Genomic DNA, 13,695 nt, shown 5'->3' on the forward strand with positions numbered 1-13,695 from the left:
GGCCCACGCGTCCCCCCGCGGCGAGGGGGCGCGGGCAAAATCGGCGTCACTGCTCGCTCACACTGCCCCCCGCTCTTCGATGCACCGGAGGTCTTCGAACGCGTTCACAGGGGCCTCCGCCGAGGCGACGTCGAGGACGATGTTCCTGGCGAAGTGCAGTGTGAATTCTTGCTGTTGAGGGTCCGGCACGCCGACGCGGCGCGCTCGTGTCGCGGTCCGGTGTCCGGGTCGCCGGCTCACCGCTCCCTCCCGACGCCGAACAGCAAAGGGACGCGCGTCAGGTACGACACACGACGGAGATCGGCGATGGACAAGCCACAACGGGCGGCGCAGTCCTGGAGGCTCGAGGACTCGGTGACTGCGCGCCGGAGAAGGGCGCCGAGCGCGGTCTGTAGCCGGGGGACATCGCTCGACTCGAGGACGATCTTGCCGCCGGGGACACGGCGGAGGGACGGAGGGTTGCTCATGTCTGCACCTGTCGTCTCAGTTCCGTGGGCCTTGGCCGTGGGTCGAAGTCGACGAGCGGCGGGCGCTCGCCGGCGAGGCAGAGGTCGGCGTCGCTACCTGGCCTTCCGAACACATGCACGACGCCGCACTGCACGGTGATCCACAGGTCGCCGCGTAGGCACAGCTCGCGGGTGATCCGCTCGCGTTCGGCTCGTGGCAGGCCGGCCCGGATGCCGAGCACGGGGCGCAGGATGTTCCCGAGGTCGGCCACCCATGCGAACGCGCCTCGGTAGTGGCCGCGATCGCGGAACGGCGTGAGCGCCACGGGCAGGGGCGCCAAATCGCCGGAGGACGGCGAGGGGGCTGCGACACTGGCGACGGACTCCGCTGAGCCGGCGAGGGGCTCGGAGTACGGCGAGACCGTTGCGACGGCCGGTGCGGCGCTCTGGGCGTGGCGGTCGATGACCGCGGCGTGGCGCCCGGCCTCCACGACGACGCACGCGACGTCGGCGAGGTCGGGCAACGCGGCGAGCGGACGGTCCATCATCGTCTCTCCTTCAGGTTGTTTTCTATAATTACTTCGGTGAACCAGCAAGCGGCGAAGTCGCACATCCCAGCGGTTGTCTAAGTCAGCCCGCCTACCCGGCCGCGGCGTGGACGCTAGCGAGAGGCACCGCTACTATAAGGAAGTGACTCCGAAGGAACCCTTGCCCCCGGTCGCCACGACCGGCGACCTCGTGAAGATCACGGGGCTGAGCAAAGACACGATGTACGACTGGGCCGACATGGGTCTGCTGCCCGCGCCGGAGGTGATCTCCGACGGGCGCCGGGGGATCAAGTCGCGCTGGCCGATCGAGGCGCTCGAGCGGGCCCGGTTCGTGATGGCCAGACGCGCCGAGCTGCTGACGCTGGCGGAGATCAGGGTCCTGGTCACCGAGAAATGGGGGCCGCCGACCGCGGAGGACATCGCCCGGCGCGAGGCGGCGCGGGCGCTACGCCGGCCGAAACGGCTACGCTCGCAGCAGTAGGCGATGAAGCGCAGGTTCGTCACGAACGAGGAACTGATCGCCGTCACTGGGGTGTCGCGGCAGTCGCTCAACCTGTGGGTTAAGAAGGGGCTGCTGCCAGCGCCGACGCTGATCTCCGACGGCAAATCCGGCGTCCGCTCGCGGTGGCCGGCGGAGGCGCTCGAGCGGGCGAAGTTCATCGTCGAGGTACGGAGGCACTACGCGCTGTCGGAGATCGTCGCGCTGGCGCGGGCGCGGTGGAGCGTTGAGGAGGACACCCAGGCGGGACCGCTCAAGCCGGATACCCGACGCCGCCCGGAGTGACCTGTCAGGTGTCCTCGAGCGACAGCGCCGATGGCATAAGGGCCGAGCGCCCGGGCATGTAAGGCGGAAAGCTTCGATGCCGGGCCTACCCGGGCCGCTCTTGCGTATCCGTCCGATGCGAGCCCTGGCGAGCGCACCCCTTGACGGGGTCAACACCTCGCAAAACTACTGAACCCGACGGTGGCGGGGTGGTCGCGATACGGTCGGGTTGTCGCGCGACAACCTTCGCGCCAAACAGCCATTTTCCCTGCGGCAGCGCGTCGTGGTCAAGCGCAAAGCCTGCGGGATCCACTGGTCGCGAAAAGTGGATCCGATCCTGGCCGCCACTAAAGCGGAGGGCCTTGAGGTAGAAGGCAGTCGGCCGGTCGACCAGGATCCGGGCGTCGAAAATCGCATTGTAGGTCGCCTGAAAGGCCGAGAAGGTGGCCTCGACGTGCCGCGCGCCGCTGGGGTCACTCCTGGACCCATGACCACAGCCTTTTGGCCAGCGGGTAGCTCTCGATGGCTAGGCCGAAGTGCAGTCCGCTAGCCTCGCTACAAGCCGCGACGGCGAGCCAGTCGCTGAAACAGAGGAAGACCGCGTCGTCCATGACTAGCGCGTGGAGGGGAACAGGTTGGTAAGGCAAAAGCACGCGGAGGCGGGGTGAAGGAACGAGCGCTTTCAATGTGGTACGCGCCTTCTCGGCCGCCTCCCGGGTGCTTCCCGATCCACTGGAGCAAACGAGCGTCACCTGCCACCCGCGCACCTCGACAGCGTGGGCGATGACGGCCGTGATCTCCGACGTCAGGAGGTCTTCGTCAAGGCGAGAGCCGAGGATCAGGATCTGGCCCTCTACGGGGCGGCGGTTCGGCTCCGTCAGGACAGCCGCTAGTGTCGGTAGCAGGTCGCTCGCACCCAGCCGAGTCCACAGCGCCCACGGAGACGCAGGGGTCAGCGAAAGATTGTACGCCAGCTCGTCCCGCTCCTCGCCTAGGAACGGGAGCTGTTCGACGAGGGGGCGGGAGCGGTCGATCTTGTGCGAATCAACAGTCTGAAGCTCCTCGATCTGCTTGCGCATGAGCAGTTCCGGGTCGACTACGGCGTTGACGAGCCGCTCCGTGAATGCTCGCAGTCCGTCGATCGCCACGATGATCGGGCGCGCGTCCGGCCCCTCGCCGAGTCGGGCCTCCTCATGCGACCGCATCGTGTCACGGCGAACGCGCAGGCGACGGAGCAGTTCGCGCGACAACTCGTGCTCGTGGCCCTGTTGGTGCGTGTCGGGCAGCGCCTGGAGGATCCCGAGGAACTCGTTGGCCAGGTTCGCGCCGGTCATCCGCAGGGTGTGGGTCTGCGGCGCGTGACGCAGTCGGATCTCGGACCAATCGCCGAGCACGACCGCGGGGCCACCGTGCGGCCACTCCCGGACAAGCACCGACACGAACCGCGTCGGGCCGACCACCCGCTGCAGCTCGCTGTCCAAGCCATCGAGCCGCGCCCGGACCGTCGGCGGTACGATCAACAGCAGGTTGCTCGGAACCGGTTTGTCCGCGCGCGCGCGCTCGTCGAGTAGCTCATGGACCCCCGTGATCGCGCCCTCCCAGGGCACGACGACGACCACCCAGTCGTGCGAGCGGTCGAGCACGGGCGCGATCCAGCGCATGTCTCGGTCGGCCCGTGCGTGCTCGAGCAGTTCGACGTGAGCGACCGACAGCAGGTGGCCGGCCAACGGGGCCTGCTTCTCCCGCACCGTCCGGAGCTCGAACCCCGACATCGGCGGCGGGAGCTGCTGGAGGAACGCGTCGACCGCGTCCCTCCACGCGTCGAGATGAGCTCGTGCTCGCCACCTCGAGACCAGGCGCACGCCTTCAGCATCGGTCGTCGCCGCAAGGTGGAACGCCATCTCGTTGCCGCGCGAGAACGCGATGCGCCGCAGTGAGACGGACCAGACGCGGGTGACCCATGCCGGAATGCCGTCGGCGGTCAGCTGCGGGATCACCTGATCTTGGAGCTGCGCCTCGCTCCCGGGCACGCAGATCGTCTGCGGGCGCACGCGGTACCGGTCCGTCAAGCGATCGAGGAGGGAGAAGCTCTGTCGCCGCTCCATTAGCTGGCTGTCGCACCGGAGCAGGCACTCGATTAGCTGCGCGTCCGGGGCCTGGAGAAAGCTATCGACCAGCGGGACGAGCCCCGTCAATTCGTGAGAGGCACCGCCTCCGCCGGACTCGAGGTGATCGACGAGGTCGGCCGGCAACACGATGCCTGTGGCAGAGTCCTGCCAAACGTCGAACGCCTCGCCTGCCCGATGGACCACAATCGGGCTCGACTCGCTGACCAGGCGCAGCTCCTTGACCCCGTTCTGCACCACCAGGCGCGCGCGATTGCGACGCACCAGATCGCCGAGGACATCTTCGACGACCCGCGGTTCGAGCCCGAACGCCCGGACCAGCCGCGAGACGTTGGTCTCGTACTTCAACACCTCGAGGAACAACCGCGCGAGTGGGTCGAACTCGTCGACCGGCAAGAACTGCGGCGTGCAGCGGTAGCGGACCCCGGACAGCCGAAGCACGAAATCACGATTCACGGGCACCTCGCTTCGCCGACGATCTGCGCTCCGCCTCGCGCTTGAGCCCGTGGTAGCGCCGCAGGTCATCCCAGTAGCGGTCCTCGATGAAATCGCTCGCCGGCAGAATCAACACGCCGGAGTTTCGGTCGCCCGCCAGTGCCTCTACCTCGCTGGCGACCCGCTCCATCGCGGTCCCCGGGTGGCGTCTGAAGTGCTGCAGACACCCGACGATCACCAGGAGGCGCTCGGCGCGTGAGAAGATGACGGTCGCACGCTGCACGTTCTCGAGGAAGCCGAGCGCCGACTGTCGCCGCCTGAGGCTGTTGTTGCGGACGAGCGACACCAGTACGATGTCGGCCTGCTTGCCCTGGAAGCTGTCGGCAGTGTGCAGGTTGTTCTGCAACTCGCCACCGCCGCTGAAGCTGTAACCGCGGGTCAGTTTCGCCAAGGCACTAATCTGCGCCCGGTACGGTGACAGGATCGCTACGGTGTATTTTTTCGGCGGTCCGACCAGGAGATGGCGCGCGAAGCCGAGCAGCACGCGCGCCTCGAAGCCATTCTCGTACCCGCCGCCGAAGACGTGGTGTTCGGTCGCTAGCTCCTGATCCTCGACCCAGGGCGTGTCGAGCCAGACGATCGATTTGTCGCGGATCTCCGGGAGATTCCTGGGTTCGAGGCGGTGGCGTCGCTGTTCCTTGAGCAGCTCTGGCGAGCCCGTAGCGATTTCGCCGTCGTAGAAGCACCGGCTGATGAAGTCGCCGATGACGGGATGCATGCGCCATTGCGTCCGCAACATGCCTGTCAGCCCCTGTATGGCCGCGGACTTGCCGTCGAGCCCGCCCGGCAGCGATGCACCCAGCGGGACCCGTAGCCGCGAGCGCGTGAGGGCGTAGTCGAAGAATCGGAACAGGCTCATCATCTCCTGCTGGATGCCGGCCCACAGATCGCGGGGCGCCGGGCCGGTCCCGAGGATGGTCGCCGGATCGATGCCACTCGCGTTCCCGCCGGTGCGTTTGCCGTACCGGTACCGCTCACGGTGCTCGGCGATCTCCGCTCGCAGGCAGCCGTCGATGTCGTCAAGGCCGAACGGTGGAAGCTGCTTCTGGTCGCCGATCAGCAGCCAGCGGCGCGCGAACCGTAGCGGACCGAGCACTTCGAGCGGATACGCCTTCGCCGCTTCCTCGTAGATCACCAGATCGAAGCTGCCGGGCCGCAGCGCTGCCAATCGGCGGTCATTGGCGGTGGCGTAGACGAGGTTCGCGGAGCTGACCAGCCGGTTCTCCAGGCTGCGGGATAGTCCGTAGAGCGCCTGGGTCTCTTTCAGATGCTGCCACGCCGCGAGCGCCTTCTCGTGCTGGATGTCGCCTGGGCCGGGGCGCCACTCGGATGCGTCGATCATCAGCTGCGCGGCCACGCGCGACGGGTGGAATTCCCGCGCCACCCGCACGCCCTCCTGGCCATAGCGCTGCTCGTCCAGACGCTCCTCCGAGGTGAGACGCACGCTGCTGGGGCTGAGCTTGCCGCCGCCGCTGCCCAGCGCGGCGAGCGACTGCTGGACCCGCTCAAGGAGGTTATTCAGCGGATCATGGGCCTGCGAGACAATGAGGATCCGCGACGACGGTGCCTGATGCAGGGTACGGAGGATGATCTCGGCCGCGAGCGTCGTCTTGCCGGTGCCCGGGGGACCCTGGACGAGGAAGTGCGGGCGGCGGTTCTGGATCGCCACCGCCAGCGCCTGCTTGTCCGCGTCGAGCCGACCATCGAACAGCCGCGTCGGCGGCAAGTTGAGGTCGTCGAAGGTCTCCTCGGGGGTATGGAGCGCGCGGACGAGGAACGGGTCGCGCTCAATGTCCGCCAGAACGTCCTTGCGGCGCTGGTACAGGGCGTGGTGGCCCGCGAGGCTGTGCGGGCGGACGAAGCCTTGCGTCGGCGGCCTGCCGGCACCCTCACGGCGGATCCGGTGCATCTCGATCCGACCGGTTTGCTCGTCGCTGCTCTTTTGGAACCATCTCTGGCCGGGATCGAAGCGGGCGGTCGGGCTCCGCCGGCGGCCGAGCTCGAAGTACGTGTTGCCGCGATCGGCCGACTGCGCCATTAGATCGGAGAGCCCATATCGGTTTCGCTCGCCGTTCCCGACCCGCCGGTCGCCGACTCCCTGAATGATCGCAACGTCGTACAGGCCCGGCCGCGTGGCCTCCCTATACTCGACGAGCTCGTATGGTTCCACCTGACGCTCCCACGACTTGCGCTCGAGATCAATCGACCAGTGAAGGCGGGCGACGAAGGCCCGCTCGTCGGACGTGAGCCCCTCGTAGAGCCGCTCGACCGCGTTGAACCAGCGGGTCCACCCCTCCGGGCTGGTCAGCAGAGGGGCGATCTGCAGCTGCCGGTGGTAGTTGTGGATCTCGACACCGCCGACGAGCGTGCCGAGGACCGCGCCCGACGGGCCGTCGTGCTCCTTGGCGACCTTGAGCCAGCCGATGTGGTGGTGAAGGTGCCCGTGAAAATGGAACGGCTCGACCGTGAAGTTGAGGTCCCTACCCTCGAGCAACAAGGGGGCCCCCGCGCGCCGATTGGGGCGGATTCTCGCGTTCTTCAGCTGCTTCTGGATCCACGAGGCGAGCGCCTCGATACTGGCGAATTCGAGGTTGGGAAGCTCATCGTGGATGAACCGAGCGATCGATTCTGGGGTCGAGAGTTCGAGTGCGGAGACCAGTTGGAGCGGACGATCGGCGCCGGCGTGATGGTCCGGGTCGGACTGGGCTAGGACGCCGACAGTCTCAAGGATCGAGTCGAGATCGGCGCAGCGGCGGATCGGGTCGGGGCGCAGCAGCTCGGCGAGGACGAACGCCTCCTCGGGAAGCAGCCGCTGGTCGCGCCTCGCCTCGTTGACCGTGATCAGGAGCTGGGTGATCCATTCCCTGTGCGCCTTCGCGTCGTAGCTCGTCGGCAAGCGCTCGCGCTCGGCCGGGCGCAGCGGTTCCATCATGCATTCGTACAGCAGCACGCCGAGGGCGAACGCGTCCGTGACTGGGCCCTCGCCGCTGACGAACCCGTCCTCGCCGCGAGCGCGCATGGAGATCCGCTCCGGCGCCATGTAGCGGTCGACGACCGGGTTCGTCAGCGGCTGCGAGGCGATGATGTTGTACATGTAAACGGACCACTCGAAGTTCGCCAGGCGTAGCCACGGGCGTCCCCGGCTCGAGCGGGCTTCGGGGTCCACGAGAACGTGCTCGGGGCGGACGGCGCGGTGAAGGTATCCGGCACGGTGCAGCGACGCGAGGCCGTCGATGATGCCCTGCAGGTGCCACCACAACCCGGAGCGGGAGCTGCGGCGGAGGCGCTCGATCTCGCCGCTGTCGATCAGGTCGCGGAGGGTCCGTGGACCCACGTGATCGGTCACCAGGATGAGCGCCTGACCCTCGAAGCGGGAGACGTGGAGGCGGGGCAGCGCGCGGCCTTCCCAGCGGGTGGCGAGGGTGGTCAACAGCCGGCGTTCGTTATCCCACAGGTGGGCAAGGAAGGTCTGGACGCTCGGCTCTCCGCCCTCGACTCGGTACGCGCGCGCAAGCAGCTCGCGCCCGAGGCGCTCGACGCTCCAGGCTCGGACGTACCCGGGCGGGACGCCATAGATCCGGTAGGGCACCGGGCGCCCGACCTTGTAGACGCTGCCGAGAATCACCGCGAGCTCGCTGGCCTCGATGTGCTTTCCAGCGCGGGTCGGCGCGGCCTCGGGCATGGCGACGTTGATCGCCCGAAGCGTTTGGATCGATCCGCGCAGACTCGAGATCTCGGCCGGCCAGTCGCTCGCGAGAGCCTCGAGCAGTTCGTGCCAGCTCGACCAGACCGACTCGTCCTCGCGGCTCGCCGCCGCCGACCACTCAGGGTCGGCGTCGATCCGCTGAAACAGGTACTCGATGTTATTGACGATGTCCTGAAGGTACGACTGGCGGCACTGCTCGTCGACCAGGGCGATGATGTGGGAGATGATCATCGGCAGCGTCCACAGCGCCACGCCGACGCCCGCGGACGAACCGGAGTCGACCGACTCGACGGCCCGGTGCAGCGCCTCGCCGAGGCGCTGACGCGCTTTCTCCTTCTCCTGGAGGTGGGCCAGCAGGGCAACCGCCCCCCGGGTGAGGACCACGTCCTGACACGCGAATTCGGTCAATCGTGAAACAGTGACCAGGGCAGACACGAGCTTTCGTACCCGGTCGCCCATTTCGGACTGTGCGCGGCGGCAGCTGGCGAGCTGCGACAAGCTGCCCGGCAGCACAATGGTCCCCAGGTGACCCGGCTCGAAAGCGAATCGCTCGAGCGCCGACGTGACCGCCGCGAAGCTGTGTGCCCACAATTCGGACAGGCCCTCGGCCGCACTGTCCGTGAGCGGTTCGCAGCGCTGCAGGACGTGCGGTGAGACGTGGCAGACGAGACCTCGCAGGGGCTGAATGTCCGTCCGGCCCTCGAGACCCCCGAGGATGGCAGCGTGCAGCCGGCGCAGCGCCGCCGGGATCCGTGCGCCGGCCGGAACCAACACGAGGCGGTCAGTCGCCTGGATCCACTCCTCCGGCGGCCTCTCACTGGTAATCACAGACCACCAGGATTCGACGTCGATCTCCGCGAACGAGGCCTCGGCTTCCGGGGCCTCCTGCTGCTGCGGATCGACGGCGCGCAGCTCGTCCGCCCAAGCCGCGACGTCGTCATGCAGGGCGAGTGCCTGCTTCAGGCTCGCGGCCAGCGCGCGCGCCCGGATCCGCCGGACCTCGGCGGTCGGCGAGGCCTGACGGAGCTTGCGCGCCGCGTCCATCGGCCGGTTCTGCTTCAGCAGGATCTGCCCGAGGCTGACCGCGGCGTGCCAGCGGCCCTCGTCGAGCTCTAGCGCCCGCTCGAACGCCTGGGCGGCCCCGTCGAAGTCCCCCTTTCCGTACAGCTCGCGGCCCCTGCGTTCTTCGCGCTCAGCGGCCGCGGACTGGCCGTCGCGTGGGTCCTCGGGCTCGGCGAGGAGCACGCCGGGGTCGATCGATGCGATCCACTGCCGGATCATCTCGACCGCGTAGACGTACCCATGGGCGGTCTCGGCGAGGACGTCGTCGTCAAGGAGACCGCCGAGGAGCGGTTTGAAGTCGGAGCTCTCGTAGGGCGCTCCCCATCGCTGCACGCGCGCCGTCACCTCCTCGAGGACCGCGGGCGTGCCCTCGGCGACCGCGCGGAGGAACAGCTGCTTTACCCGCCCCAGCTGGCGCCAGGCGTCCCCCCATGTCTCTGACCGGTCCAGCGCCAGGTCCAGCGCCGCGTTCACCTCGGGGATGGTCACGACGGCGGTGGTGCCGTCTGCGCGCCGGCGGTGCACTGCCGCGCCGAGCGCCGCAGCGAACAGTGGATGACCGCTGGTCAGTTCCCAGGCCCTCCCGACCGCGTCGTCGCTCCACGCGTAATGGTCGCGCACGGGCTGATTCAACAGGGCGGCGACATCGGCGCGAGAGAATCGCTCCAGGTTGTGGCGAGGGAAGTCCTTGTAGATGTCGGGGATGTCACGCGCCAGGCCCCGTCCGTACGCGCGTCCCCAGACGACGCAGAGAAAAGGTCGATTCCGGGACGCCCCAACGATCGGCGTCAGCGCGTGGCCGAGCTCGCCCGGCGCTCGCGGGTCGCGAGCCTCCGCCACCTCCATCTCGTCAATCAGGACGACCAGACGGCGCGGCGCCAGCTTGAGCAGCTCCGCGAGCCCGCGCCGGCGGAACATTTGGATGTCGATCCCGGGGCTCGATACCAAATTGCGCAGCGGCGCCGGCAGGTGACCGACCGCCGATTCGACGACCTCCAGCAGGGCGAGCAGCACGGTCGGCGCGACCGAGCCGACCGGCCACACGTCGGAATGCCCTAGAATACTCAGCAGATCGAGCCGGATGACGAGCGCCTCGTCTTCGATGAGTACCCCGAGCCGCTCGAGGACGGAGGACTTGCCGAATCGACGCGGCCCGCGGATCAAGAAGCCGGGCACGTTCAGGTTCCGCACGAGCGCGCGAATCTCGCTCAGCAGCACCGTCCGGTTGGCAAATCGGCAGTCGTCGTGGATGGCTCCGCCGACCAGGAACGGCGCTGCCGGCCACTCGTCGCTCATGCCTCCCACGCCTCGGTCCATTCTGGCACCCTCGGGCGCGGGTCAGCATCTCTCGTCAAGATCCCGGCCTTCCGCAACGCGTCGACGCACCCGAGGGCCTTGCTGCGGCCGCAGACGACATCGACGCAGCAGTGAAACATCGAGGCCAGAAGCACCCGGCCGACGTTGATCAGGGAATCGCGCACCAGCTCGAGCCGTTCCGCTGGTGAATTACGTGACAGGACCCGCAGGGCGGTCTGCGCCGGCTCAAGGAACCCTCCGGTCGCGCGCACCAGTGTGTCGCGCTCGGCAGTAGCGAGGTGAGCCAGGCGCCTGCGCAACCAGGATTCGAGCCGCTCGCCGTCGTTGTCGGACGGGATGATCGACTCCGCCGTGAAGAGCGAGCCCTCCCGAGTCCCCCGGACCACATGCTCCAGCGGCGTGGGCATCATGCCGATGAGGATGGTTTTGGGAGTGGTATTCTTGAAACCGAGCCAGAACAGCGCGATCGCGCGCAGCGACTCCGGACCCCAGGTTTGCTCGTGCAGACCCCACCCGGAGATGAGGAGTACCAGCCGGCGCCTGTCGCCCCGAAGCGCCTTCGCCAAGCCGATGTGTGTGGAGCGGTCGGGCGCCGTGTCTGCGGACTCAATTAGGTGCGCGACGCAATCGGCGGGCGTCTCTAGCTCGCTGATATCGACCTTGACGACCCGAAGCTCGGGGGCCCATTGCTCAAGGACATCCTGGATGTGATTGGGACCGTTGCCCGGCAGGATTCGTACTTGCGACCACCTGTCCTCCGCGACGCAACTCTTCAGGTGCTCGATCCATTGGAATGCGGGTAGATCGAGCACTCCGCCGGCGGCATGGTCGGCTGCGCGGGTACCCCGCGAACCTGATGTCGATCGCCGCAACACGACGGACTCCATGCGCGTACCGCCGTCGACGCGATCCAGCTCGCATTGGGTATCGCCGACGAAATTGATGTAGTTGCCCTCTTTTTGCACGGCCATCCGCGGCCACAGCCTGTAGGTCGCCGAGCCGCCGCGCAGTTCGATCTTCCCGAGCGTGAAGCCGTGTCGGCGGTCGATGGCGCCGTAGCGCTTCTCGATGCCGAAGAGCGCGGTCCCTTGCCAGTGCCGGCGCGGCTCTGCGGCCCCGGCCGACGTGCTGCGATGGGAGTGCTCGTGCATGTGCCCGAACAAATGGGCGACGAATCGACCAGGCAGATAGATCTCGCTTTCATAGTGCGTACGGGCGACGGGGTGAAGCCAGGCGGGGGGATGGTGGGTCAACAACAGCGCCGCGTCGACTTTGTTTTGGGACCACTGCGCGCCGTCGCCCCCGCACGCCGCATGCAATTGGCGGACGTCGAGAGCGAGCCGCTCCATGTACGGCTCGTCGGCGTGCTTCGGCGCGGCGACGTGACGCCTGTCGACCAACTGAAGAGCGGCGCTGTTGAGGCCGACGATGCCGAGGCGCGCACCGTCCTTCTCGAAGATCCAGGCCCTGTCGCCCGGCAAGAGCCCGCTGGGGGTGACGGAGGGCACTCGCGGGAAGCGGTGGTTGCGCTCCCATTTCGAATACGCGGCGAAGGCTCGGCGCACGATCTGTCGCGTCCGGCACTTCGGGGCGGTCCAGAATGTCTCCCGGGCCTGCTCGTCGTCACACAGCGCCAAGAGCCGGGAGACGTACCGGTCGCTCGGATCCTGCCAGGCGAGGTCATGATTTCCTGGGACCGTAAAGAGCTTGGGCGAGAACTTCAGGGTGTCCTCGAAGAAGTTCCACAGACCGCGGAGGGTCCGGTCGAGCGCATCATAGAGCGCCGGTTCGGCCTTCTGCACGAGATCGCCGGTGAAAAGGACCACATCCCACGGGCCCGTGGTGCGCACCAGCGCCGTCAGGTCGTCACGGATCCGCTCGACGATGTTCGGCCACAGATGCGGCTGGCGGTGCCCTTCGTGCAGATCGGTGATGTGTAACCATGTAAAGGTCGTATCGGCCGAGGGCCAAGCTCGTTGGTGCGGTTCTCCTGGCACAATGATCAGCATCGCCAAGCTTCCTGCTGGGTGTCAACCATCGACGGCTCGTATCCTCGTGAACCCCACTCGGAGCCTCGCGCAGGTCCAGGAAAGCCGGAAGCGGTGCGCATGCCGGTCGCTCGGCTCCGTAGGGGAGTCGCGGCCGAGAAAATGCGAGAAATCCCACAATGCACGAAGAGGCCGGAGTTCGACGGGCCTCGACAGGAGCTTCGAGAAGATGAGCGGGGCGCACGGGCCAGAATGATGGCCCGCCAGCCGGGTGCCGTGCCACCGCGAGGGAACCCCGAGCAAGTCGAGCGTGGGCGCGCGCGGGTGGCGATCGCCGCGACGCAGGTTTTGCGCAGCTGCGGCGTCTGGTCGACGACGATCACGGCATGAGCCCGAGGACGACTCCGGCCGTGACGGTTCCGCCGATGACGCGGCGACGCGGTGGAAGATCGTCTCGGGCCTGCGCGAGCAGACGCCGCAGATCGCGGAGCAGGATCCGGCGACCGCGACGGATGAGCAGGCGAGACCGTTCGAGGCGACCAAGCTCGAGCGACACGCTCTCGCGGGTCGTGCCGATCAGCGCCGCGAGTTCATGGTGGGTCAACGAGAACGCGAGTTCGCGGCCGTCAGGCGTGTCGCGGCCGTGCTCGGCGAGCTCGAGGAGTTGGCCGGCGAGCCGCGCGCGCACGCTGCTGGTGAGGGCTGCGGCCAGTCGGCGGATCGTCGCGTCGCGCCGGACGACGGCGAGCTCGGACAGGCGCTGTTCGATCCGCCCGTGAGCGTCGAGAACCGCGCGCAACAGGGCGCGGGGGATCCGCGAGAGCAGGACCGACGTCGCGGTGACGGCGGTGTCGTCACGCGGGGCCGAGCTCCACAGACAGCTCTCCCCGAAGACCTCGGTCGGGCCGTAGAGCCCGAGACTGACCGTGCGATGGGTGCTCGTGATGTAAAGCGAGCTGACCCGGCCGCCGTGCAGGAAGTACACGTCCCCGGCGAAGTCGCCCGCGAGGTAGAGCGTCGTATTGCGCCGTCGTTCGCACAACTCGGCGGCCTGGGCGAGCGATTGCAGCTCTGCGGCAGGCAGGTCCGCCAGCACCGGGCTCTTGCTCAGATACCAGCAGTGGCGCGTAGTCTCGGTGGTCATGGCGTCCTTTCGCGGGCATGAGGCATCGGGAGGACCACCCGCGTCGACGCGTCGAGATCGACGAGCGGCGGGCGCTCCCTGGCGAGGAGGAGGTCGGCGG

7 protein-coding genes are annotated in these 13,695 nt (G+C 67.9%); 2 read left to right on the forward strand and 5 right to left on the reverse strand.

Translation table 11 applies throughout. The features are described from left to right. Positions 1-463: 463 nt before the first annotated feature. Positions 464-991: a hypothetical protein gene (locus K7C98_RS32335; protein WP_224195684.1), complete on the reverse strand. Its 528-nt coding sequence runs from the start codon at positions 989-991 to the stop codon at positions 464-466. A 145-nt stretch (positions 992-1,136) separates the two neighbouring features. Between K7C98_RS32335 and K7C98_RS32340 the strand changes: the two genes are divergently transcribed. Both K7C98_RS32340 and K7C98_RS32345 read left to right on the forward strand, forming a co-directional pair. Then, positions 1,137-1,475 (forward strand): MerR family transcriptional regulator, encoded by a 339-nt coding sequence (locus K7C98_RS32340; protein WP_224195685.1) that lies wholly within the window; start codon positions 1,137-1,139, stop codon positions 1,473-1,475. A gap of 3 nt (positions 1,476-1,478) precedes the next feature. Continuing rightward, positions 1,479-1,778 (forward strand): helix-turn-helix transcriptional regulator, encoded by a 300-nt coding sequence (locus K7C98_RS32345; RefSeq protein WP_224195686.1) that lies wholly within the window; start codon positions 1,479-1,481, stop codon positions 1,776-1,778. Between the two features lie 452 nt (positions 1,779-2,230). Here the strand turns inward: K7C98_RS32345 and K7C98_RS32350 are convergent, their stop codons facing one another. The 4 genes from K7C98_RS32350 to K7C98_RS32365 all read right to left on the reverse strand — a co-directional run bounded on the left by K7C98_RS32350 (position 2,231) and on the right by K7C98_RS32365 (position 13,595). Further along, positions 2,231-4,339: a hypothetical protein gene (locus tag K7C98_RS32350; RefSeq protein WP_224195687.1), complete on the reverse strand. Its 2,109-nt coding sequence runs from the start codon at positions 4,337-4,339 to the stop codon at positions 2,231-2,233. Beyond that, the gene (locus K7C98_RS32355) at positions 4,329-10,442 is read right to left on the reverse strand and encodes an AAA domain-containing protein (RefSeq protein WP_224195688.1); all 6,114 of its coding nucleotides are present in this window, start codon (positions 10,440-10,442) and stop codon (positions 4,329-4,331) included. The genes K7C98_RS32350 and K7C98_RS32355 overlap by 11 nt, the downstream gene beginning before the upstream one ends. Continuing rightward, positions 10,439-12,472 carry a metallophosphoesterase family protein gene (locus K7C98_RS32360; RefSeq protein ID WP_224195689.1) on the reverse strand — a complete coding sequence of 678 codons (2,034 nt, stop codon included), beginning with the start codon at positions 12,470-12,472 and terminating at the stop codon, positions 10,439-10,441. Before K7C98_RS32360 ends, K7C98_RS32355 begins: the two co-directional genes overlap by 4 nt. Before the next feature lie 358 nt (positions 12,473-12,830). Then, positions 12,831-13,595, reverse strand: a complete 765-nt coding sequence (locus K7C98_RS32365) for a Crp/Fnr family transcriptional regulator (RefSeq protein WP_224195690.1) — start codon at positions 13,593-13,595, stop codon at positions 12,831-12,833. Positions 13,596-13,695 lie beyond the last annotated feature (100 nt).

Source organism: Nannocystis pusilla (assembly GCF_020073745.1).
GTDB classification, from domain to species: domain Bacteria; phylum Myxococcota_A; class Polyangia; order Nannocystales; family Nannocystaceae; genus Nannocystis; species Nannocystis radixulma.